Source organism: Grimontia sedimenti (assembly GCF_011045095.1).
In the GTDB taxonomy this organism is placed as follows: Bacteria; Pseudomonadota; Gammaproteobacteria; order Enterobacterales; family Vibrionaceae; genus Enterovibrio; species Enterovibrio sedimenti.
The window spans coordinates 1-24,204 of sequence record NZ_JAALDL010000022.1 but is presented as its reverse complement, the minus strand read 5'-3'; the positions used below and the strand labels follow the sequence as shown (position 1 = coordinate 24,204).

The window sequence follows — 24,204 nt, the reverse complement described above, 5'->3', positions numbered from 1 at the left end:
CATCAGTGCCATGCTGGCTTAGAGTGATAAACCGAGGTTACTCACGCCTTCTTCACGCAGTTCATTGCGAATGCCGCGGATCATCTCAACATCACGCTCTTCTGCTTCTTTCAGTGCACGGAAGATAGCCCACTGCATGTCCCACTCGGCACAGACAGATTCCATTTCTTTCTGGTTCTCGTTCGTCACTTCAACGCCGGTTTGCGCTTCTTCAAGCTGCGCCACACTCGCCACCGATTGCTGGCTGACTTTCAGCACAGATTCCAGCAGCAGGTCGCGGTCCAGCAGCGTATGGATCAGCGTCGACATCGACACACAGGCATCAATCGCTGGATAAACCAGATAAATATCAAATTCTTCCGTGGTCGGGATCAGCTCTTCCAACTTCTCCAGTTGACGCTCAAAGTTGATTTTGGCGTTCTTAACCGTCAGCACTTCCCATACTGCATCCAAAAGTTGGCGGAATGCCTGAGGCTCCGCAAACTCAGTCTGTTGGCAAAACGCCGCATAGTTGGGATACATGCGCTCCACCAGCGCTGCCATAAAAGTGATATGCTGCCATGAGTCGAGTTTTTCGAGTCGCAGCTGGATCGGATTCTGTAACATGGTCTGCCGTCTACAGTGATTGCCGACGTGTAATGCCGGATAGGATTTCCGCGCAAGTGTACTTTATATACTGCAATAGCAAAAGGAACAGATTTGAACCATCTTTATCTTTGCTCAGCCCAACAAAAACGTTATCTGGCGTTATTGAAAGACGCTGCCCTGCCTAATCTGCTAATCACCGAAGATATCAGCAAAGCCAATATCATCCTCGCCGACCCGCCGAAATTCGCGCCGGAGCTTGAAAAGGCAGAGAGCCTTCAATGGTTGCAGTCGACCTTTGCAGGCTGTGATGCCCTGCTGGCCAAACCAAGAAGTGACTATCAACTTACCAATGTGCGTGGGATTTTCGGCCCCTTGATGTCGGAGTATGTTATCGGTCAGCTTCTGACATTAACTCGCCATTTTGCCCATTACCGCGATGCGCAGCTGGAAAGCAAATGGTCACCAGTGCCTTATCAGGGTCTGACCGGAAAATGTATGGTGATACTTGGGACAGGCTCAATTGGTGCGCATGTTGCTAAGACCGCACGCCATTTTGGGATGCAGGTGATGGGTGTGAACCGCTCCGGAAAAGCCGTAGAAGGGTTTGATAAGATCATCACCAACACCAACATGACTGAGGCTTTTTCCAAAGCAGATGTGATTGTCTCAGTATTGCCTTCCACACCGGAAACCAAAGGCTTACTCAACCGGGATACACTGTCTGCTTGCAAACAAGCCATTCTGTTTAACGTTGGTCGCGGGCCAGTGCTGGAAGAAGAAGGTCTCCTCGAAGCAATCGAAGGTGGAAACATCCAGCATGCGGTGTTGGACGTATTCAGCAAAGAGCCGCTCGCACCTGAGCACCCGTTTTGGACACATCCTTCCATTACGACCACGCCTCATATCTCAGCCGAGAGCTTCCCGGAACAAGTGTTTGGTATTTTCGTCGACAACTACACACGCTGGCTAAATGGCGAGCCATTAAACTATCAAATGGACTTCACGCTGGGGTATTGATGACAAACACGCCTTTGGGAATTTTGTTGAAAGAGGTGCAAGAGTGCCGCCACTGCGAAGCCCATTTACCATTGGGTCCGCGTCCTGTGGTGCAGGCTGAGTCTTCCGCCAGGTTGCTGATCATCGGTCAGGCACCAGGAACCCGCGTGCATGAAACCGGCATTCCATGGAATGACCCCAGCGGTGATCGCCTGCGCGAATGGCTTCAGATGGGTAAAGAAAGATTCTATGACCCTGCTCAGGTCGCCATCATGCCGATGGGGTTTTGCTATCCGGGTCGAGGTAATTCTGGCGATCTGCCGCCAAGACCCGAGTGCGCACCAAAGTGGCACGCTGCGATTAAATCCCATCTTCCCAATGTGGAATTGACCCTTTTGATTGGCGATTATGCACAGCGCTATTATCTGGAAGGGAAGCCCAAAACTCTGACTGAAACGGTGAAAGCCAACACTAACTGGTCACCGGATTTTATCGCGCTACCCCACCCTTCTCCCCGCAATAATCTGTGGCTGAGGAAAAATCCGTGGTTTGAAGCGGAGATCCTGCCCATCTTGAGAAAACGCATTGATCAGCTTTTCTTATGACAATCAGCTTTTTTCTGAACACCAAATAATCTCAAACAACTTCAGAATTTTAATTACTTGATTTTTAAGTCGTTAACTGGATCGTACAGCTTTGCGAGGAATTTTCCCGGTGAACCTGTTCGATGCAATTTCGGTTAAATAACCAAAAATTTTCATCCCCCAATAATTTGATCAGCATTTAACAAGTCAAACAGCTTTAACCTGTACATAATTTTTAAAATGAAAGAAAGAACAATATAATTACTTGTTTTTAAAAGAAATAAACATCATGTACAGCTTTCTTGGGAAAATTCCCGACGAACCCTGTACAGGACGGCAAAAACGAAAAAGGCCAGCATCTGCTGGCCTCAATAAACGTAAACGGTATTACTTGTGGTAAGGCTTGGAAAGCTCGTGTACCGCATCCACAAACACACCTGCATTTTCAGGCGGCACGTCCAGATGGATACCATGGCCCAGGTTGAACACGTGGCCAGTGCCATTGCCGAAACCTTCCAGAATCGTCGCCACTTCCTGACGAATACGCTCTGGTGATGCGTAAAGCATGGATGGGTCCATGTTGCCTTGCAGCGCCACTTTGTCACCGATGCGACGTTTGGCGTCAGCCATATCAATGGTCCAGTCCAGACCCACACCATCACAGCCTGTTGCCGCAATTTTCTCCAGCCACATCCCGCCATTTTTGGTGAACAGGGTGACCGGTACACGACGGCCATCATTTTCACGGATCAGGCCATCAACAATCTTGTGCATGTATTGCAGCGAGAAGTCGTTGTAATCACGTGGGGTCAGTACACCACCCCAAGTATCAAAGACCATTACTGACTGTGCACCCGCTTTGATTTGCGCATTCAGGTACTCAATCACGCTGTCTGCCAGCTTATCCAGCAACAGGTGCAGGGTTTGTGGCTCGGCGTACATCATCTTTTTGATTTTGGTGAAAGCTTTTGAGCTGCCACCTTCAACCATATAAGTCGCCAATGTCCATGGGCTGCCAGAGAAACCAATCAGCGGCACTTTCCCTTCCAGACCTTTGCGGATAGTGCGAACGGCATTCATCACGTATTGCAGTTCACCTTCCGGATCTGGCAGACCGATTTTTTCTACGTCAGCTTTACAGGTGATTGGGCGCTCGAATTTCGGGCCTTCGCCAGTCTCGAAGTAAAGGCCCAGTCCCATCGCATCTGGAATGGTCAGAATATCGGAGAACAGGATAGCAGCGTCCAGATCGTAGCGTCGCAGCGGCTGAAGGGTCACTTCACACGCCAGCTCAGCATTTTTACACAATGACATAAAGTCGCCAGCTTCCGCGCGGGTTGCCTTGTACTCAGGCAGATAGCGGCCAGCCTGACGCATCATCCATACCGGTGTGTAATCTACCGGTTCCTTCAACAGCGCACGCAAATAGCGGTCATTCTTTAGTTCTGTCATTGTCTACATCCTGCAAATTTGGTGGCGGTATTGTACCACCCTCCGAGGACAACAAAAGACACCCTTTGTGGAGGCGATCATAAATATTGTCTCTAGTGATACCGTACATTTGCCGGATCTTTAATGACATGTTAAATATTTGCACAAATAACAAAATGTCTGACAGACACTACCCATAATCGCATCTTACCCCCGCCTCCCTACGGCGGGTTTTTTTTGCCTGTTTTCGACTCAATCCGTGTCATATCGACGCTTAATACCCGCTTTTTTGATTCGCCGATGCACCGTTGAGCGATCTACACCTAACACTTTCGCCGCTTTCGAAATATTCCAATCACAGGCTTCGAGTACCTCAAGCGTTCCTCCGGTAGATTCAGTCTCTCTAGAGGTCAGGCGCTTTGGGTTTAACAACTGTTCAGGAAGGTGTTCAGGCAACAGCTCATTTCCCTCACAAAAGGCCAGCGCAAACTGCAGCATATTTTCCAGTTCTCGAATATTGCCGGGCCAGTCATAACGCTCAAGTATGTGCCCAGCCGGGGCTGAAACACAGACTGTTCGGTCAACCAGCTTGGTGATCAAGGTTTCTGCAAGCCAGAGAATATCGCTTCGCTCTCTGAGCGAGGGAATCGTGAGGGTGGCACCATTGATACGATAGAAAAGGTCTTCACGAAAACTGCCGTTTTTCACCCGTTCAGGTAAGGACTTATGTGTTGCCGCAAGCACGCGGAAAGAAACAGGGATAGCCTTGGTTGCGCCGACGGGCAGCAATTCCCTTTCAGCTAACACACGAAGCAATCTGACCTGAAGCGACAAGGGCATATCCCCAATTTCATCCAAAAACAGGGTGCCGTTGTTAGCCTGCTCAATCAGCCCTCTTTTACCTTTGCTGCGCGCGCCGGTAAAGGCGCCATCTGCATAACCAAAGAGCTCGCTTTCAATCAGACTTTCAGGGATCGCCGCACAATTAATGGCAATGAAAGGGCCGGATTTGCGTGACGAACTCTCATGAATGGCTTTGGCCAAAAACTCCTTCCCAGTGCCGGTTTCACCGTTCAGCAGAAGTGGCAAGTCCGACATTGATAGCGTGGTCGCTTTGATGGCCAAATCCGCCATCTTGGCATCATCACCATAAAGCGATGCCAAGCTGCCACTCACGACTTTTTTGCGCCGCCGTATTGAAGAAGGCTGCGGGGCTATAGCATGGGCAAACCATAAATCACCATGAACCGTGGCCAGTAGCCTCTCTTCTGTGGGAAGTGCCCGGCTGAGCGCGGGAAGCTCATTGATATCAAGGTTAAAGAAGTCTGAAAGCAAACTGCCCAACAGTGCATGTGGTTGGCGCCAGTTGTTGCCTTTAATCCGCGAAAGCAGGCGTTGGGTACTATGTGTCATCCCAATGACCCTTCCTTCGGCATCTACCGCCATGGCACATTCAGGATCCACATCTAAAAACGCGGGAGATTGACTCAGGCGGATGATCCATTCCTTCCGGAAGGTATTCATCAGCGCCGCCATTTCAATGCGACGGGTACAGGAAGTAACGAGTTGCAAGGTGAGCGCCTGGCTGGCTTTGGGCTCGGGGCTATGCAAAGCTGAGATATCCAACACCGCTGCTAATGAACCATCTACATCGTAAATCGGTGCTGCTGTGCAAGACAGTGGGGAATGAGTGGCATCAAAGTGATCACTCTGATGCACCGTTAGCGCTTCACCGGTGTAGATACAAGAACCAACTCCGCAAGTGCCCGCCCGCGCTTCAGACCATTCCGCCCCGAGGTAGAGCCCAGCTTTTTTCAGCTCCCAGGTGAGTGATGCATCTCCCTGATAATCGACCGTCACGCCCTCGGCATCTGTCAGCATTAACACATAGCCATGATCCGCGACCTGGTGAAACAAAGCATCCAAACCATATTTGGCTGTGCGGATGAGCTTATCGAGCCGTTCCCTGTGCTCCTTGAGTTGGGTGTGAGGCACGATATAAGCCTCCTGCAACACCACAGGGTCAAGATGGTAATCATCGATACACCGCGTCCAAGACGCCGCGATCACTTCATCGCGTGATGTCTGGCTTCCATCTATCACGCTTTGCACTTCCTTGATGTGCTCACTGACTTGTGTCGTCACTGCCATAAACAACTGCTCCTGTTTACTGATTAATTATTAATCAGCAACAGAACCCAGATACAACTCCCGAAGACTTCAGCCATGGTTTTATTCAATTTGTTTCTCAATCACAACACAGGGTTGAATACCCTGTGACAGCTTGAAGCATGGAACGCCACACCTGTTGCAGACCGTGGTGTGAACGCCACACTCAACACCAATCAGAGAAACAATCAAAACTTTGAAATAAAAAGGAATTTATCCAATTTTCAATTTGGCACGTAACTTGTTCTGTCCTCTCCACCAGCCAAGGACGAGGAATGACTGTGACAGGATTGACGGTAGGGATCATTGCCAACCCCATTTCCGCTCGTGATATTCGACGGGTGATTGCCAAAGGCGCAAACCTGCAACTGACAGACAGAGCCAACATGGTACTTCGCATTCTGTCGGGGCTTGCCCAAGGCGGTGTGGACCAGGTGGTGATGATGCCAGAACGGGCTGGCCTTAGAACGCACATAGAACGTGGGCTGCATCAGGCTTCACTGAATAATTTTCGGATGCCAGATGTCCGCTGGCTCTCCATGCCCGTTTCATCCACTGCGCAGGATACCCTTGATGCCAGCCATGCCATGCGCGAACTCGGTGTTTCCGCGATTGTCGTTCTTGGCGGAGACGGTACTCACCGTCTGGTGGTCAAAGCCTGCGGAAACACTCCCATTTCGGGCGTTTCAAGCGGCACCAATAATGCTTTTCCGCCACTGACAGAACCCACCATCACTGGCATCGCTACAGGTCTTGCAGTGTCGGGAAAAATTCCTCCATCACAGGCATTTGAAGCTAACAAACTACTGGAAATCATAGTCAACGAGACCCGTGATATCGCCCTTGTCGATGCAGCCGTCGTGCAAGAACGTTTTATCGGTGCCCGCGCCGTCTGGCGACCAGAAAGCCTTCGGGAGCTGTTTGTTACCTTTGCCGACCCCTCACTAATTGGGCTTTCTTCCATTGCCGGATTAATCCAACCCATCACCCGAAAAGCACCTGTGGGCATGCACCTCTCCTTCACCAGCCCACAAGACGCAATTTATTCCGTCAATGCGCCACTCGCCCCGGGATTGCTGACGCCAGTTCATATTGGGCACAGCCAGCATTTTGAACCCGATTTACTCATTACGCCTGTCAGCCAGCAGGGCTCTCTCGCCCTCGACGGCGAGCGTGAGCTGCCATTTGGCCCTGACGACAAAGTGTCGGTCACCCTCAAACATGATGCTTTCAACACAGTCGATGTACCGCGCTGTATGGCCTTTGCCGCTGAGCATGGCCTGCTTCGCTTTCCATCGACACACACAACGACAACATCAAGGAGAAACTCATGAGTGATAATCCATTTCCACTCTCTCGTGAACAGTTGCTGGACGCATACCGGATGATGAAAACCATCCGCGATTTCGAAGAACGCCTTCACGTCGACTTTTCCCGCGGCGACATTCCGGGTTTTGTGCACCTCTATGCCGGTGAAGAAGCCACGGCCGTTGGCATCATGATGCATTTGAATGACAACGACCGCATCGCTTCCACTCACCGAGGACACGGCCACTGTATTGCCAAAGGCGTGGACGTGCACGGCATGATGGCAGAAATCTATGGCAAGGAGACAGGTTCGTGTCGCGGTAAAGGCGGCTCAATGCACATTGCAGATTTATCCAAAGGCATGATGGGTGCCAACGGCATTCTAGGTGCTGGCTCCCCGCTGGTTTGTGGCGCAGCCCTTGCCGCAAAGCACCTTGGCCACGGCGGTGTCGGCATCAGCTTTACCGGTGATGGCGCATCCAACCAAGGGACCTTTCTGGAAAGCTTAAACCTTGCTGCCGTCTGGCAACTTCCCACCATTTTTGTGATTGAAAACAACGGTTATGCGGAATCAACCTCCGTGGATTGGGCAGTGGCCTGTGATTCTTATGTCGACCGCGCAACTGGCTTTGGATTGCCGGGCGTCACTGTCGATGGCACGGATTTCTTCGCTGTTTATGAAGCCGCTGGAGAAGTCATCAAACGCGCCAGAAACGGCGGTGGCCCTTCGATGCTCGAGTGCAAAATGGTGCGCTTCTTTGGCCACTTTGAAGGGGATGCCCAGACCTACCGCGCTGACGGCGAAGTGGAAGATATCCGCACCAACCGCTGTTGCCTGAAAGTCTTCCGCCAGCGCGTGGAAGAAACTGGACTTATCAACGCTGACGAATTCAACGCCATTGATGGCGAAGTCGCCGTACTTATCGAAGATGCCGTTCGCGCTGCGATTGATGCGCCACAACCACCAGCCAGTGCCCTACTGACTGATGTTTACGTCAGCTATTCAGAATAACAAGGAGAGTGATGATGGCCAGAACACTATCAATCAAGGATGCAATTAACGAAGCAATCGATCAGGAAATGTCCCGTGATCCTAACGTAATCATGATGGGCGAAGACATTGTCGGCGGTACCGGCGCACCGGGTGAAGACGATGCATGGGGCGGCGTGCTTGGTGTCACAAAAGGGCTTTATGCCAAACATCCTAACCAGATGATGGATACACCTCTATCGGAAAGTGCCTATGTGGGCGCTGCCATTGGCGCTGCAACCTGCGGGCTCCGTCCGATCGCAGAGCTGATGTTTATCGATTTTATGGGCGTCTGCTTCGATCAGATTTTCAACCAAGCCGCCAAGTTCCGCTATATGTTTGGGGGTAAAGCAGAAACGCCAGTTGTGATCCGCGCCATGTGCGGCGCTGGTTTTAGAGCCGCAGCACAACACAGCCAGATGCTCACGCCTCTTTTCACTCATATTCCGGGGCTAAAGGTTGTTTGCCCATCAAATGCCTACGATGCCAAGGGGCTGCTTATTCAGTCCATCCGAGACAATGACCCAGTGATCTTCCTTGAGCATAAAAACCTCTATGCCACCGAATCTGATGTGCCGGAAGCCCCTTATGCCATTCCTTTTGGCGAAGCCAATGTACTTCGTGAAGGTAAAGACGTCACTCTGGTGTCTTATGGTCTGACCGTCACACGTGCAATGGAAGCGGCTGAGCAACTGGCGAAACAAGGCGTGCAATGTGAGGTGATTGACTTACGCACCCTCTCCCCACTTGATATCGATACTGTGGTGGAAAGCGTCGAAGAAACAGGTCGTTTGGTGTGTATAGACGAAGCCAGCCCACGCTGCTCAATCGCTGCAGACGTTTCTGCACAAGTGGCTGAGTCAGCCTTCTCGTCACTAAAAGCACCGATTGCCATGGTGACCCCTCCCCATACTCCCGTGCCTTTCTCTCCATCACTGGAAGATATCTATGTACCGACCGTTAACGACATTGTCAGCGCCGTAAACCGAACGATGGGGGCAAATAAATGAGTGAGAAGATCATACCTGTGGTGATGCCCAAATGGGGGCTTTCCATGAAGGAAGGCACCCTCACTGATTGGCATGTCGACGAGGGCGACACCGTTGAAGTCGGTCAGGTGATCATGGATGTGGAAACCGACAAGATTGCCAGCGAGGTGGAAGCGCCGGATGCAGGGCTCCTAAGACGCAAGGTTGCAGTGGAAGGAGATGTATATTCGGTTCAGGCACTGCTCGGTGTGCTTGCGCCACCAGAGGTGACAGACGAAGAAGTCGATGCCTATATCGCCGCCTTTGTTCAGCCCTCTTCCGAAGAAGGAGACGAGGAAGAAGCAGCCTCCGCCTATGCATTTATCGACACCGACGCAGGACGCATTCGATACAGTCATCAGAATGCCGACGCATCTGGAATACCTTATGTGCTGATACATGGCTTTGGCGGCGACTTGGATAACTGGTTGTTTAATCTGGATGCCCTTGCCGAAAAAGCGCCTGTGCTGGCGCTTGATCTTCCAAACCACGGACAGTCAGCGATTTCAGCAGATGTGCAGTTTAACGACCTCATCAACACCGTCGTGACTGTGATGGATAAGCTCGATATTGAGAGAGCCCATTTGGTCGGTCATTCGATGGGCGGGCTTATTAGTGGTGAACTCGCAAGGCTCCATCCCAATAAGGTCGCTTCGCTGACTTTGATTGGCAGCGCTGGCCTTGGGAAAGACATCAACAGCAACTACATCCGTGGCTTTGTCGATTCAGAAAGCCGGAAAACCCTAAAACCTGTCTTGCAGCTGCTTTTTGCAGACAGTAGTTTGGTCACGCGTAATCTGGTCGATGATGTTCTCAAATACAAACGGCTTGATGGAGTAAAAACCTCACTGAACACGCTCGCCGATCAGCTTTTTGTGGATGGCACCCAAGGCGTTGCGCTGGACTTAGATGCTATTCCGTCACCGCTTGTGATTTGGGGCGAGTCATATGCGGTAATCCCTGCCTCGCACGCTTCAAACATCAGCAATGCAGAAGTGCACGTTCTCGCAGGGGCTGGACATATGGTGCAGATGGAGCAAGCGGCAGCAGTTAATGCCCTCATCCTTTCCCACACCCAATAGGTTCCGGTAACCACTAAAAAGGGATGTTCTGCATCCCTTAATTCTGCACTTTGACCGCTTCAATCAAGCGTCTGGCAATGGTCCCTTCCGGTGCCACCAGCGGCAAGTCATCGACATCAAACCACTGCGCGTCCGTGAGCTCTTCATAGTCTGGATTAATCTCACCGCTCTCATAGTCTGCGACAAACCCCATCATCAGGTTGGAGGGAAAAGCCCAAGGCTGACTGTCAAAGTAGCGGATGTTACTAACATCTATTCCTGTTTCTTCCTTCACCTCACGGGCAACACATTGCTCCAGCGTCTCTCCCACTTCGACAAAACCGGCAATCACTGTATACATACCGTTTTTATGGCGAGGATGATGAGCCAACAGAATTTGACCGCCCTTTTTAACAGCCACAATCACACAAGGTGAAACCCGTGGATAATGAACCGTCTCACAGGCATCGCATACCATCGCAGGATGAGACGGCTCAAAACGGTTTTTACTGCCACAACGGCTACAAAACACCTGAGAATCACGCATGTAATCAATCTGAATAGCGCGCCCTGCGAGATTGAACAATTCCCCGGGCAGGTGTAACAAAGATCGCAATCCAGCCAGCTCAGTTTCACGTGCACTGTGGTGCCCATACGCATACACAACCTCATGCCCATCAAAGTGTCCTATGGCGTAGCTTGCCTTAACCCATTTATCCAATTGATTTTTAGAGATAAGTGGAAGGTTGTGATCCGCCAACCAGAGTTGTCCTTTAGTTACACAACACAGATATACAAGATCTTTTTGATCAGACATAACAACACTTCGATCCTTGCTTGGCCGGGCGATTTGAGGCACTCTAAAATCAGTAACCTGATGTTAGACAATTGATGGCCTGATTGATATGGCTGTAATCCTATAAAAGCGCTCAGGTGCGCTGATCATGAGGAACGTGGTCATGCTTAATAAACTCGAAAAAGCACAACAACAGTGGGGCGGTTACAGTGATGTGATCGACTACTGGTTAACGTTAAGACAGGAACTGCTGGTTCAGTACTGCAAAGTAGCTGGTCTTTCTGGCAACAATAAAACCTGTCTGCCAACCGAAGAAGAATTGAATCGCTTCTGTGAAGCCTTGGTGGACTATATCTCCGCGGGTCACTTCAAAATCTATGACATGGTCATGGAGCGTTGGAAAGCCACTGGTTTCTCCACCAACGAAGAGATTGATGGTCTCTACTTACATATAGTAGAAACGACAGAGCCCCTTCTGAACTTCAATGACAAGTACAGTGGGTTTGTCTTAGATGACGACAATTTCGCGGGTTTTGACAGCGACATTTCTACTGTTGGCGAAATCATGGAAATGCGCTTCGAAAAAGAAGACATGCTGATCCAGCTGATTGCGGACAGCTTAGCAATTCCTCCCGGCGCTTAATATATAACGTTCTCAGTCCTTCCGGTTGATGTTATTCATCAGCCGGTTTTCTAGACTCCGCTTCTCGCTTCTCGCTTCTCGCTTCTCGCTTCTCGCTTCTCGCTTCTCAGATAGTCTCTGACTTACTGAAATTCAGGCAATAAAAAAGGCACCCCGAAGGATGCCTTTTATCAGTCATGACGCGAGATTAGTTGTCGTCGCTCAGACCTGCGTTCAGCAGTGCTGCCAGATCCTGAGATGCTTGTTCAGCATCGATTTGCGGAGCTACTGGTTCTTCTACCACGTTGCGACGCGCTTGGCGCGACTTGTGGTAAGCAAAACCGGTACCCGCAGGGATCAGACGACCAACGATTACGTTCTCTTTCAGGCCGCGCAGTTCGTCGCGCTTGCCAGATACAGCTGCTTCGGTCAGTACGCGGGTCGTTTCCTGGAACGATGCCGCAGAGATGAACGATTCAGTTGCCAGAGACGCTTTGGTGATACCCAGCAGATCGCGCTCGAAGCTTGCAGGCTGTTTGCCTTCCGCTTCCAGCATACGGTTCGCGATAGTGACGCGAGAGTATTCTACCTGCTCGCCTTCCAGGAACTCAGAGTCGCCTGAAGACAGGATAGTTACTTTGCGCAGCATCTGACGAACGATAGTCTCGATGTGCTTATCGTTAATCTTAACGCCCTGCAGACGGTAAACGTCTTGTACTTCGTTAGTGATGTACTCAGTTACCGCACGCACGCCACGAAGACGCAGAATGTCGTGTGGAGATTCTGGACCATCGGCGATGACGTCACCTTTCTCAACTTTCTCACCTTCAAATACGTTCAGCTGACGCCACTTAGGAATCATCTCTTCGTATGGAGAACCGTCAGTTGGCGTGATGATCAGGCGGCGTTTACCTTTGGTTTCTTTACCGAAGGAAACTGCACCCGTGATCTCTGCCAGAATTGCAGGCTCTTTAGGCTTACGAGCTTCGAACAGGTCCGCAACGCGTGGCAGACCACCGGTGATATCTTTCGTACCGCCAGATTCCTGAGGAATACGAGACAGAGTATCACCCACACCTACGTTTGCACCGTCTTCCAGCTGGACAATTGCTTTACCAGGCAGGAAGTATTGTGCAGGCATATCAGTACCCGGGATCATCACCGCGTTACCAGATGCATCAATCAGACGAACGGTAGGACGCATGTCTTTACCTGCTGATGTACGCTCTGCAGCATCCAGAACCACCATTGAAGACAGACCGGTCAGCTCATCCGTTTGACGTTGAACGGTAACACCGTCAATCATGTCAACGAACTCGATGCGACCTTCTACTTCGGTGATGATCGGCATGGTGTGCGGATCCCAGTTAGCCACGGTTTCGCCCGCGTTAACAGCATCGCCATCTTTCTTGCTCAGTACACAACCGTAAGGCAGCTTGTAGCTTTCCTTGGTACGACCGAACTCGTCAACGATAGTCAGCTCAGATGCACGTGAAGTGATCACCAGCTTGCCAGCGTTGTTAGTAACGAACTTCGCATTGTGCAGGTGCATAGAACCGTTGTTCTTCACCTGGATGCTGCTTTCTGCTGCCGCACGAGATGCCGCACCACCGATGTGGAACGTACGCATCGTCAGCTGGGTACCTGGTTCACCGATTGACTGTGCCGCGATAACACCAACAGACTCGCCGTGGTTAACAATGTGACCACGAGCCAGGTCGCGACCGTAACAGTTTGCACAACAACCGAAGTCAGTTTCACAGGTTACGACAGAACGCACTTTCACCTGGTCTACAGAGTTCTGCTCCAGGATGTCACACCACTTCTCATCAAGCAGGGTGTTGCGTGGCGCCAGTACTTCATCAGTACCTGGCTTGAGTACGTCTTCTGCAACCACACGGCCCAGAACACGCTCACGCAGTGCTTCTTTAACGTCACCACCTTCGATAACTGCCATCATGTTGATACCTTCTGAGGTACCACAGTCAGTTTCAGTTACTACAACGTCTTGAGCTACGTCTACCAGACGACGGGTCAGGTAACCGGAGTTCGCAGTCTTCAGTGCGGTATCCGCAAGACCTTTACGTGCACCGTGCGTCGAGATGAAGTACTGAAGTACGTTCAGACCTTCACGGAAGTTTGCCGTGATAGGCGTTTCGATGATCGAGCCATCTGGTTTCGCCATCAGACCACGCATACCCGCCAACTGACGAATCTGTGCAGCAGAACCACGAGCACCTGAGTCGGCCATCATGTATACGCTGTTGAACGACTTCTGCTCTTCTTCTTCACCATCACGGTTAATCACGGTGTCGAAAGACAGGTTATCCATCATCGCTTTAGCAACTTGTTCGTTCGCTGCAGCCCAGATATCGATAACTTTGTTGTAACGTTCGCCGGCAGTAACAAGACCAGACTGGAACTGCTCCTGGATCTCAGCAACTTCAGCTTCTGCCGCTTCGATCAGGTCGTATTTAGCCTGCGGGATAACCATGTCGTCGATACCAACAGATACACCAGACAGTGCCGCGTAAGCGAAACCGGTGTACATGATTTGGTCAGCGAAGATAACGGTATCTTTCAGACCCAGTGCACGGTAACAGGTGTTCAGCAGAGCAGAGATTTGCTTCTTGCCCAGCGCCTGGTTAACGATGCTGTATGGCAGGCCTTCAGGCACGATTTGCCACAGCATTGCACGACCAACAGTGGTGTCCACCAGCTCAACTTTCTCAGAGCGGTTACCCAATTCGTCGAACAGCACTTCTTTGATACGAACCTTAACGCGTGCGTGCAGTTCTGCGCTGCCAGTACGGTATGCTTTTTCAGCTTCCGCAGGGCCAGACAGGTAAAGTGCTTCACCTTTCGCGTTAACTTTCTCACGGGTCATGTAGTACAGACCCAATACAACGTCCTGAGAAGGTACGATGATTGGATCACCGGACGCAGGAGACAGGATGTTGTTGGTCGACATCATCAGAGCACGCGCTTCTAGCTGTGCTTCCAGTGTCAGAGGTACGTGAACAGCCATCTGGTCACCATCGAAGTCGGCGTTGTATGCCGCACAAACGAGTGGGTGCAGTTGGATTGCTTTACCTTCAATGAGCACTGGCTCAAACGCCTGAATACCCAGACGGTGAAGTGTCGGTGCACGGTTCAGCAGTACTGGGTGTTCACGGATAACTTCATCCAGAATATCCCAAACGACCGCTTCTTCGCGCTCTACCATCTTCTTAGCCGCTTTGATGGTGGTCGCCAGACCACGAGCTTCCAGCTTGCCGTAGATAAATGGTTTGAACAGCTCAAGTGCCATCTTCTTAGGAAGACCACACTGGTGCAGACGCAGGTATGGACCAACGGTGATTACCGAACGGCCAGAGTAGTCTACACGCTTACCAAGCAGGTTCTGACGGAAACGACCTTGCTTACCTTTGATCATGTCAGCCAGAGACTTCAGAGGACGCTTGTTCGAACCAGTAATGGCACGACCACGGCGACCGTTGTCCAGCAGGGCGTCAACTGACTCTTGCAGCATACGTTTTTCGTTACGTACGATGATGTCAGGTGCAGCCAGATCCAGCAGGCGCTTCAGACGGTTGTTACGGTTGATAACACGACGGTACAGATCGTTCAGATCTGATGTCGCGAAACGACCGCCATCCAGTGGTACCAGCGGACGCAGATCCGGCGGCAGTACTGGAAGAACAGTCAGGATCATCCACTCAGGATTGTTTCCAGACTGCAGGAATGCTTCAACAAGCTTCAGGCGCTTGGTGATTTTCTTGCGCTTGGTTTCAGAGTTGGTTTCTTCCAGCTCTTCGCGCATCAGTTCAGCTTCAGCTGCCAGGTCCATGTTCGCCAGCAGGGCTTTCACTGCTTCGGCACCCATACGAGCGTCGAATTCATCACCCCATTGCTCCAACGCGTCCAGATACTGTTCTTCAGACAGCATTTGGCTACGCTCAAGATCGGTCATGCCTGGTTCGATCACAACGTATGATTCGAAGTACAGAACACGCTCGATGTCACGCAGAGGCATGTCCATCAGCAAACCGATACGGCTAGGCAGTGATTTCAGGAACCAGATGTGGGCAACAGGTGAAGCCAGCTCAATGTGACCCATACGCTCACGACGTACTTTGGTCTGAGTAACTTCAACACCACATTTTTCACAGATCACGCCACGGTGCTTCAGGCGCTTGTATTTACCACAAAGACATTCGTAGTCTTTTACCGGGCCAAAGATACGTGCACAGAACAGACCGTCACGCTCAGGCTTAAAGGTACGGTAGTTAATGGTTTCTGGCTTTTTCACTTCACCGAAAGACCATGAACGGATCATGTCTGGTGAAGCAAGACCGATTTTGATTGCATCAAATTCTTCGGTCTTGTGCTGTGCTTTCAGAAACTTAAGTAAGTCTTTCACATTCGGCTCCTGTGAGGAGTTGACCCATAAAAGTGCAGACACTCTGCACTTTCATATTGATACCGGAAATTCCCTTTGTATTTGAGATGCAGCCTTATTGCTGCATCTCATTTTACGCTGGGAAGTGCAAACAAGCCTGGGCTTATTCGTCTTCCAGCTCGATGTTGATACCCAACGAGCGGATTTCTTTCAGCAGTACGTTGAAAGATTCCGGCATACCCGGTTCCATGCGGTGATCGCCGTCGACGATGTTCTTATACATCTTCGTACGACCGTTCACGTCATCCGACTTAACAGTCAGCATTTCCTGCAGGGTGTATGCTGCGCCGTATGCTTCCAGCGCCCACACTTCCATCTCACCGAAACGCTGACCACCGAACTGAGCTTTACCACCCAGCGGCTGCTGAGTAACAAGGCTGTAAGAACCGGTAGAACGGGCGTGCATCTTATCGTCAACCAAGTGGTTCAGTTTCAGCATGTACATGTAACCAACAGTTACAGGACGCTCAAACTTCTCACCAGTACGACCGTCGAACAGGTTCAGCTGACCAGATTCTGGCAGGTCACCCAATTTCAACAGTTCTTTGATTGCCGGCTCTGGTGCACCATCGAACACAGGGGTTGCGATTGGCAGACCGCTTCGCAGGTTCTTGATCAGCGTATGCACTTCTTCGTCAGTCAGCGTACTGATGTCCACTTTCTGACGCGTGTCACCCAGATCGTAAACCTTCTGCAGGAACTCACGGAATTTCGCCAGTTCTTGCTGCTCTTTGATCATCTTGTTGATCTTGTTACCGATACCTTTAGCCGCCAGGCCAAGGTGGGTTTCAAGGATCTGACCGATGTTCATACGAGACGGTACACCCAGTGGGTTCAGTACGATATCTACTGGCTCACCAGTTTCGTCATACGGCATGTCTTCAACAGGGTTGATCTTAGAGATAACACCCTTGTTACCGTGACGACCCGCCATCTTATCACCAGGCTGGATACGACGTTTAACAGCCAGGTATACCTTAACAATCTTAAGGACGCCCGGTGCCAGATCGTCACCCTGAGTGATCTTACGGCGTTTGGTGTCGAACTTCTTATCGAAGTCAGCTTTCAGTTCGTCGTACTGCTCAGCCAGTTGCTCCAGCTGAGTTTGCAGTGCTTCGTCGTCAAGAGTCTGAGAAAGCATCGCCTGACGATCCATGTTCGCCAGTTTGTCTTGGCTGTAACCAGCATTTGCCAGTACGCCACGAACACGTGCTACCAGACCACCTTCCAGAATAGAGAACTCTTCTGTCAGGTCTTTCTTGGCTTCTTTCAGCTGCATTTCTTCGATTTCAAGCGCACGCTTGTCTTTCTCTACACCATCACGGGTGAATACTTGTACGTCGATAACCGTACCAGATACGCCGTTAGGAACACGCAGAGAAGAGTCTTTCACGTCAGACGCTTTCTCACCGAAGATTGCACGTAGCAGTTTTTCTTCTGGAGTTAGCTGAGTTTCGCCTTTAGGCGTCACTTTACCTACCAGAATGTCGCCGCCTTTCACTTCCGCACCGATGTATACAACACCAGATTCGTCAAGCTTAGACAGCGCAGCCTCACCCACGTTAGGGATGTCAGCAGTAATTTCTTCGCTACCCAGTTTAGTATCACGCGCCACACACTGGAGTTCCTGAATGTGGATGGTAGTCAGGCGGTCTTCCTGGACTACGCGCTCAGATACAAGGATGGAGTCCTCGAAGTTGTAACCGTTCCAAGGCATGAACGCGATACGCATGTTCTGGCCAAGTGCCAGTTCACCCAGGTCAGTCGAAGGACCGTCTGCCAGTACGTCACCGCGCTGCACAGGCTCGCCTGGCATCACACATGGACGCTGGTTGATACAGGTGTTCTGGTTAGAACGGGTGTACTTCGTCAGGTTGTAGATGTCGATACCTGCTTCGCCTGGTACCAGCTCATCTTCATTAACCTTAATAACGATACGTGATGCGTCTACGGACTGAACCATACCGCCGCGTTTCGCAACAGCTGTTACGCCCGAGTCAACCGCTACTGCACGTTCAATACCAGTACCTACCAGCGGCTTATCGGCGCGCAGAGTTGGTACTGCCTGACGTTGCATGTTCGCACCCATAAGTGCACGGTTAGCATCGTCGTGCTCAAGGAACGGGATCAGAGATGCCGCCACAGATACAACCTGGTTGGTTGCAACGTCCATGTACTGAACATGGTCACGTGGGTGCAGACCTGATTCACCTTTCTGACGAGCAGTGATCAATTCATCTGTGAAAGAGCCGTCTTCGTTCAGCGCAGCGTTTGCCTGCGCGATAACGAACTGACCTTCCTCAATCGCAGATAGGTAGTCGATGTCATCGGACACTTTACCGTCAACAACTTTACGGTAAGGCGTTTCCAGGAAGCCGTACGGGTTAGTACGCGCAAACGCTGAAAGCGAGTTGATCAGACCGATGTTTGGACCTTCAGGCGTTTCGATAGGACACAGGCGACCGTAGTGGGTTGCGTGTACGTCTCGAACTTCAAAGCCTGCGCGTTCACGCGTCAGACCGCCTGGACCCAGTGCAGAAATACGACGCTTGTGCGTAACTTCTGACAGCGGGTTGTTCTGGTCCATAAACTGTGACAGCTGAGAAGAGCCAAAGAACTCTTTAACCGCCGCAGAGATAGGCTTAGCGTTGATCAGATCCTGTGGCATCACGTTGTCGAGATCGCCAAGGCTCAGACGCTCTTTAACCGCACGCTCAACACGTACCAGACCCACACGGAACTGGTTCTCAGCCATTTCACCAACAGAGCGGATACGACGGTTGCCCAGGTGGTCGATATCGTCCACCTCACCGATACCGTTACGGATATCGATCAGCTTGCGCATCACTTCAATGATGTCATCGTGGCTCAGTACGCCGGGACCGGTCATTTCTTCACGAGTCAGGGAGCTGTTGAACTTCATACGGCCTACAGCAGACAGATCGTAACGATCTTCTGAGAAGAACAGGCTTTCGAACAACTGTTCTGCTGCTTCACGCGTTGGTGGCTCACCAGGACGCATCATGCGGTAGATTTCAACCAACGCGGTCAGACGGTCAGTCGTGCTGTCGATACGCAGGGTATCAGACATGTACGGTCCGTGATCCAGGTCGTTGGTGAACAGGGTTTCGATCTTCTTGTGGCCAGCCTGAGACAGAAGCGCCAGAGTTTCTAGGCTCAGCTCTTGGTTAGCACCAGCGATGATCTCACCGGTTTCCTCGTTGATGTAGTCACGTGCAGCAACTTTGCCCACGATGTACTCAACAGGGACTTCAATTTGTTTCACGCCGTCTTTTTCGAGCTGGCGAATGTGGCGCGCAGTGATGCGGCGACCTTGCTCGATGTATACCTTACCGTCAGCTTCAATATCGAAGCTCGCAGTTTCACCACGAAGACGATCAGGTACCAATTCCATCACCAGTGACTTGCCCTGAACTTCGAAAACAACTTTCTCGAAGAACATGTCCAAGATCTGGTCGGTGGTGTATTCCAACGCACGCAGGATGATCGATGCAGGCAGCTTACGACGACGGTCAATACGTACGTACAGCAGGTCCTTAGGATCGAATTCAAAGTCCAACCATGAACCACGGTATGGAATGATACGCGCGTTATACAGCACTTTACCTGAGGAATGGGTTTTACCCTTATCGCTGTCGAAGAAGACGCCCGGGCTACGATGCAGCTGGGATACGATAACCCTCTCAGTACCGTTAATAACAAAGGTACCATTGTCCGTCATGAGTGGAATTTCACCCATGTAGACTTCTTGCTCTTTGATGTCTTTTACGGTGCCAGCAGGTGCATCTTTGTCAAACATCACCAGGCGCAGTTTAACGCGCAGTGGTGCAGAGTAAGTTACGCCACGGATCTGACATTCTTTAACATCGAAAACTGGCTCACCGAGACGATAGCTAACGTATTGCAGCTCGGAATTGCCGTTGTAGCTCTGAATCGGAAAGACAGAGCGAAAGGCAGCTTCAAGACCGTATTGCCCTTCTGGATCCTGCTCGATAAACTTTTCAAAAGAATCAAGCTGGATCGACAGCAAGTATGGCACGTCCAGAACTTGAGGACGCTTACCAAAATCCTTACGGATACGCTTTTTCTCGGTATAAGAGTAAACCATAGGGTTCCTCAGCTCGCTGATAAGTGACCCAAACTGTCCAGACTGAGGGACAGTAACTAATAACCACCGTTTACTGTAGGAACATCAGAGGGTTAATTCCGATGTGTTTGCATGGTCAGCAGTGACTAAACGGGGTGCAAAATTCACCACTGCCCTACAGCGCAAAAAGGCCGGTGGCTATTTAGCCACCAGCCATTAGCCTTTTCAGGCTAAGAAGCTAAGCAATAATTACTTAACTTCAACAGAAGCACCAGCTTCTTCCAGATCTTTCTTCAGAGCTTCTGCTTCTTCTTTAGAAACAGCTTCTTTCAGAGGTGCTGGAGCGCCGTCAACAACTGCTTTCGCTTCTTTCAGGCCCAGACCAGTCGCGCCGCGAACTGCTTTGATTACTGCAACTTTGTTTGCACCAGCAGCAGTCAGGATTACGTCGAATTCAGTTTGCTCTTCTGCAGCTTCACCAGCAGCAGCGCCGCCAGCAACAACTGCTGCAGCAGCAGAAACACCGAACTTCTCTTCCATAGCTTCGATCAGTTCAACAACTTGCATTACAGACATTTCTGCAACTGCGTCTAGGATTTGCTCGTTAGTGATAGACATAACAATTCTCTTTAAAGTCAACAATTAGTTTAAATAGCAACCAGTAAAAAGCAATGCGAATTACGCAGCTTCTTTCTGATCGCGAACAGCCGCGATAGTGCGAACCAGCTTGCCAGCAGACGCTTCTTTCATGCACATCATCAGACGTGCGATAGCTTCGTCGTAAGTTGGCAGCGTTGCCAGTACGTCAGCGTTAGTCAGCGCGCCTTCGAATGCAGCAGCTTTGATCTCGAAATCTTTGTTCTCTTTCGCGAAGTCTTTGAAAAGACGCGCTGCAGCACCTGGGTGCTCAGTAGAGAACGCAATCAGTGTAGGACCAACAAAGATGTCTTTCAGACATTCGTAGTCAGTACCGTCTACTGCACGACGAGCCAGTGTGTTACGAACAACTTTCATGTAAACACCCGCTTCACGCGCTTGTTTACGAAGAGAAGTCATCGCGCCAACTGTTACGCCGCGAGAATCAGCTACAACTGCAGACAGGGCACCGCTGGCAGCTTCGTTGACTTCAGCAACAATTGCTTTTTTGTCTTGAAGATTTAATGCCATTTGGATTTGCTCCTGGATTGTTTTTACACCACTCGCTGCTTCACAGCAGGAGAGTAATTACGGCGCAGATCCAAGAAAGAAATATATCTATCATGTTCCTGGCACCGTCTACGTAGGTAACGATTAAGTCTTACTTATGTAAGACGCCTACGGTCTTGGACGAAGTTCGGCAAGCCGAACTTAGCCATAAATTTGAAGCGACGAATTATACAGCAACTCATCGCTTCAAGCAATTAGTTTGCTTGTGCGTCCAGAGTGTTCTGGTCAACCGCAACACCTGCACCCATAGTGGTAGAGATGCTCACTTTCTTGATGAAAGCGCCTTTCGCTGAAGAGGGCTTAGCTTTCTTCAGAGCTACCAGCAGAGCTTCCAGGTTACCTTTCAGCTTGTCAGCGTCGAAGTCAACCTTACCGATGGTGGTGTGGATGATACCGTTCTTGTCGTTACGGTAACGAACCTGACCAGCTTTAGCGTTCTTAACTGCTTCAGCAACGTTAGGAGTTACAGTACCAACTTTCGGGTTTGGCATCAGACCGCGAGGACCCAGGATAGTACCCAGCTGACCTACAACGCGCATTGCATCTGGAGATGCGATAACTACGTCGAAGTTCATTTCGCCTTTCTTAACTTGCTCAGCCAGGTCTTCCATACCAACGATGTCAGCACCCGCTTCTTTAGCAGCTTCAGCGTTCGCACCTTGAGTGAATACCGCTACGCGGATGTCACGGCCAGTACCGTGTGGCAGTACAGTTGCGCCACGAACGTTTTGGTCTGATTTACGTGCATCGATGCCCAGGTTAACAGCAACGTCTACACTTTCAACGAATTTAGCAGTAGCCAGTTCTTTCAGAAGAGCAACAGCTTCGTTGATGTCGTACTCACGAGTCACATCAACTTTCTCGCGGATTACGCGCATGCGCTTAGTCAGTTTTGCCATTGTCTTAACCCTCTACTACCAGACCCATTGAACGAGCGGTACCGGCGATTGAGCGTTTCATCGCTTCAATGTCTGCACCAGTCATGTCTTTCGCTTTAGTTTCAGCGATTTCCTGGATCTGAGCGTCGGTAACAGTACCAACTTTCTCAGTGTTAGGACGGCCTGAACCAGACTTAATACCTGCTGCTTTCTTCAACAGAATTGCTGCAGGTGGAGTCTTCATTTCGAAAGTGAAAGAACGGTCGCTGTATACAGAGATAACTACTGGAGTTGGCAGACCTTTCTCTAGAGATTCTGTACGTGCGTTGAACGCTTTACAGAATTCCATGATGTTCACGCCGTGCTGACCCAGAGCTGGACCAACTGGTGGACTTGGGTTAGCCATACCAGCTGCAACTTGCAGCTTGATGTAAGCTTCTACTTTTTTAGCCATTACTAAATACCTAAATTTGGGTTCAAACGTCTACTTTTGACAAGCAGACTCCCCGTTTAACAAAAGGGCGCGAAATTGTATTCAAATTTCGCGCCCCTCGCAACTGTTACCGAGCAAAAAATGATCAGGATTTTTCTACTTGGCTGAATTCCAGTTCTACCGGTGTCGCACGGCCGAAGATAGAGACAGACACCTTCAGGCGGCTCTTCTCGTAATCGACTTCTTCTACCACACCATTGAAGTCCGCAAATGGGCCTTCAGTAACACGGATAACTTCACCCGCTTCATACACAGTTTTGTGTACTGGCGATTCGCTCGCTTTCTCCAGACGGTTCAAAATAGCGTCTGCTTCTTTATCAGAAATCGGCGCTGGACGATCTGGTGTACCGCCGATGAAGCCCATTACACGTGGTACGCTACGCACCAGGTGCCATGACTCATCGTTCATCAGCATCTGAACCAGAACATAACCTGGGAAGAACTTACGCTCGCTCTTACGACGCTGTCCTGCGCGCATTTCAACCACTTCCTCGGTTGGTACCAGTACCTCACCAAAGAAGTCTTCCATCTCGTGCATTTTGATATGTTCTTTCAGCGACTTCGCTACACGGCCTTCGAAACCAGAGAAAGCCTGAACAACATACCAACGTTTTTTTGGAGCTTCGCTCATGTAGTTAACCTCACACGCCAGTGAATAGGCGGACCAGACGGACCATGATTCCGTCGATGCCCCACAGGATGAGCGCCATGACGACAGTGACAGCCAGAACGATGAGAGTGGTTTGCAAAGTTTCCTGGCGAGTAGGCCATACCACTTTACGCACTTCCATACGCGATTCACGTGCAAAGGTGATCGCTGCTTTACCTTTGGCAGTCAGTGCAGCAACACCACCAGCGGCGGCAACTAACACAACAACTGCAGCAGCGCGTAGCACGACAGACATATCACTGTACAGGCTATTTCCCACTACCGCTACGGCCAATAAGGCAAAGACCACAACCCATTTCAGGGCGTCCATTGACCCGGTTTGGGCTTCAGCATTCGCTTTCATACATTCTACCTGTAACTAGTCTACTTCATAGACGACAACAACCTCGCGTCAGCGAGGTAAAAGAACAAGGAAAATAGATTTAAATTCATATGACCATCTATTTTCTTATCCCTAAAACAATGTCCACTGCGGCAAATCGGTGAAAAAAAGTCCAATCCAAAGATTTGGCGCAGAAAAAGGGCATCAAATGATGCCCTTTTTGCTAGTGTGTCGTCAAATCTTATTCGATGATTTTAGCAACAACACCCGCACCAACAGTACGGCCGCCTTCACGGATTGCGAAGCGCAGACCTTCATCCATCGCGATTGGTGCAATCAGAGTTACAACCATCTGGATGTTGTCGCCTGGCATTACCATCTCAACGCCTTCTGGCAGTTCGATAGTACCGGTCACGTCAGTAGTACGGAAGTAGAACTGTGGACGGTAGCCT

At 50.4% G+C, this 24,204-nt stretch carries 20 protein-coding genes; 7 read left to right on the top strand and 13 right to left on the bottom strand.

The genetic code is table 11. The features are described 5' to 3' along the window. Positions 1 to 18 precede the first annotated feature (18 nt). Positions 19 to 606: a YjaG family protein gene (locus tag G5S52_RS21040; RefSeq protein ID WP_165018247.1), complete on the bottom strand. Its 588-nt coding sequence runs from the start codon at positions 604 to 606 to the stop codon at positions 19 to 21. 93 nt (positions 607 to 699) lie between these two features. On the opposite strand from G5S52_RS21040, the gene G5S52_RS21035 reads away from it, so the two are divergent. After that, positions 700 to 1,605, top strand: coding sequence for a D-2-hydroxyacid dehydrogenase (locus G5S52_RS21035; RefSeq protein WP_165018245.1), 906 nt, complete (start codon positions 700 to 702; stop codon positions 1,603 to 1,605). Then, positions 1,605 to 2,189, top strand: a complete 585-nt coding sequence (locus tag G5S52_RS21030) for a uracil-DNA glycosylase family protein (protein ID WP_062667848.1) — start codon at positions 1,605 to 1,607, stop codon at positions 2,187 to 2,189. The genes G5S52_RS21035 and G5S52_RS21030 overlap by 1 nt, the downstream gene beginning before the upstream one ends. A gap of 366 nt (positions 2,190 to 2,555) precedes the next feature. Here G5S52_RS21030 and hemE read toward each other — a convergent pair whose 3' ends face one another. Continuing rightward, positions 2,556 to 3,620 carry a uroporphyrinogen decarboxylase gene (gene hemE, locus G5S52_RS21025; RefSeq protein ID WP_002542022.1) on the bottom strand — a complete coding sequence of 355 codons (1,065 nt, stop codon included), beginning with the start codon at positions 3,618 to 3,620 and terminating at the stop codon, positions 2,556 to 2,558. Between the two features lie 231 nt (positions 3,621 to 3,851). Continuing rightward, entirely contained in the window at positions 3,852 to 5,750 is a 1,899-nt protein-coding gene (locus G5S52_RS21020; protein ID WP_165018243.1) for a sigma-54-dependent Fis family transcriptional regulator, read from the bottom strand. Between the two features lie 293 nt (positions 5,751 to 6,043). Here G5S52_RS21020 and G5S52_RS21015 point away from each other — a divergent pair, with 293 nt between their 5' ends. From G5S52_RS21015 to G5S52_RS21000, 4 genes are read left to right on the top strand one after another with little or no spacing between them, the layout of a single operon-like run. Then, positions 6,044 to 7,102: an ATP-NAD kinase family protein gene (locus G5S52_RS21015; RefSeq protein ID WP_165018241.1), complete on the top strand. Its 1,059-nt coding sequence runs from the start codon at positions 6,044 to 6,046 to the stop codon at positions 7,100 to 7,102. Next, positions 7,099 to 8,088: a thiamine pyrophosphate-dependent dehydrogenase E1 component subunit alpha gene (locus G5S52_RS21010; protein WP_165018239.1), complete on the top strand. Its 990-nt coding sequence runs from the start codon at positions 7,099 to 7,101 to the stop codon at positions 8,086 to 8,088. Before G5S52_RS21015 ends, G5S52_RS21010 begins: the two co-directional genes overlap by 4 nt. Before the next feature lie 14 nt (positions 8,089 to 8,102). Next, positions 8,103 to 9,116, top strand: coding sequence for an alpha-ketoacid dehydrogenase subunit beta (locus G5S52_RS21005; RefSeq protein WP_165018313.1), 1,014 nt, complete (start codon positions 8,103 to 8,105; stop codon positions 9,114 to 9,116). Further along, positions 9,113 to 10,216, top strand: a complete 1,104-nt coding sequence (locus tag G5S52_RS21000) for an acetoin dehydrogenase dihydrolipoyllysine-residue acetyltransferase subunit (protein ID WP_165018237.1) — start codon at positions 9,113 to 9,115, stop codon at positions 10,214 to 10,216. The genes G5S52_RS21005 and G5S52_RS21000 overlap by 4 nt, the downstream gene beginning before the upstream one ends. Positions 10,217 to 10,253: 37 nt before the next feature. On the opposite strand, the gene nudC is transcribed toward G5S52_RS21000, so the two are convergent. After that, positions 10,254 to 11,012 (bottom strand): NAD(+) diphosphatase, encoded by a 759-nt coding sequence (nudC, locus tag G5S52_RS20995; RefSeq protein WP_165018235.1) that lies wholly within the window; start codon positions 11,010 to 11,012, stop codon positions 10,254 to 10,256. Positions 11,013 to 11,154: 142 nt separating this feature from the next. Here nudC and rsd point away from each other — a divergent pair, with 142 nt between their 5' ends. After that, on the top strand, positions 11,155 to 11,634 hold the full coding sequence (gene rsd / locus G5S52_RS20990; protein ID WP_165018232.1) for a sigma D regulator: 480 nt from the start codon (positions 11,155 to 11,157) through the stop codon (positions 11,632 to 11,634). 187 nt (positions 11,635 to 11,821) lie between these two features. Here rsd and rpoC read toward each other — a convergent pair whose 3' ends face one another. The 9 genes from rpoC to G5S52_RS20945 all read right to left on the bottom strand — a co-directional run. Continuing rightward, positions 11,822 to 16,036 (bottom strand): DNA-directed RNA polymerase subunit beta', encoded by a 4,215-nt coding sequence (gene rpoC / locus G5S52_RS20985; RefSeq protein WP_165018230.1) that lies wholly within the window; start codon positions 16,034 to 16,036, stop codon positions 11,822 to 11,824. A gap of 142 nt (positions 16,037 to 16,178) precedes the next feature. Next, positions 16,179 to 20,204, bottom strand: coding sequence for a DNA-directed RNA polymerase subunit beta (rpoB, locus tag G5S52_RS20980; protein ID WP_002542037.1), 4,026 nt, complete (start codon positions 20,202 to 20,204; stop codon positions 16,179 to 16,181). Positions 20,205 to 20,432: 228 nt separating this feature from the next. After that, entirely contained in the window at positions 20,433 to 20,801 is a 369-nt protein-coding gene (gene rplL, locus G5S52_RS20975) for a 50S ribosomal protein L7/L12 (protein WP_002542039.1), read from the bottom strand. 60 nt (positions 20,802 to 20,861) lie between these two features. Next, positions 20,862 to 21,350 carry a 50S ribosomal protein L10 gene (rplJ, locus tag G5S52_RS20970; protein ID WP_002542041.1) on the bottom strand — a complete coding sequence of 163 codons (489 nt, stop codon included), beginning with the start codon at positions 21,348 to 21,350 and terminating at the stop codon, positions 20,862 to 20,864. Positions 21,351 to 21,583: 233 nt separating this feature from the next. After that, the gene (gene rplA / locus G5S52_RS20965) at positions 21,584 to 22,288 is read right to left on the bottom strand and encodes a 50S ribosomal protein L1 (protein WP_002542043.1); all 705 of its coding nucleotides are present in this window, start codon (positions 22,286 to 22,288) and stop codon (positions 21,584 to 21,586) included. 4 nt (positions 22,289 to 22,292) lie between these two features. Then, positions 22,293 to 22,721 (bottom strand): 50S ribosomal protein L11, encoded by a 429-nt coding sequence (rplK, locus tag G5S52_RS20960; protein ID WP_002542045.1) that lies wholly within the window; start codon positions 22,719 to 22,721, stop codon positions 22,293 to 22,295. A gap of 124 nt (positions 22,722 to 22,845) precedes the next feature. Then, on the bottom strand, positions 22,846 to 23,391 hold the full coding sequence (gene nusG / locus G5S52_RS20955; RefSeq protein WP_002542046.1) for a transcription termination/antitermination protein NusG: 546 nt from the start codon (positions 23,389 to 23,391) through the stop codon (positions 22,846 to 22,848). Between the two features lie 10 nt (positions 23,392 to 23,401). Next, a complete protein-coding gene (secE, locus tag G5S52_RS20950) occupies positions 23,402 to 23,773 on the bottom strand; it encodes a preprotein translocase subunit SecE (RefSeq protein WP_002542047.1) in 372 nt (123 codons plus the stop codon). Between the two features lie 220 nt (positions 23,774 to 23,993). Beyond that, on the bottom strand, positions 23,994 to 24,204 hold a 211-nt coding region (locus G5S52_RS20945; RefSeq protein WP_497707163.1), incomplete at its 5' end, for an EF-Tu C-terminal domain-related protein.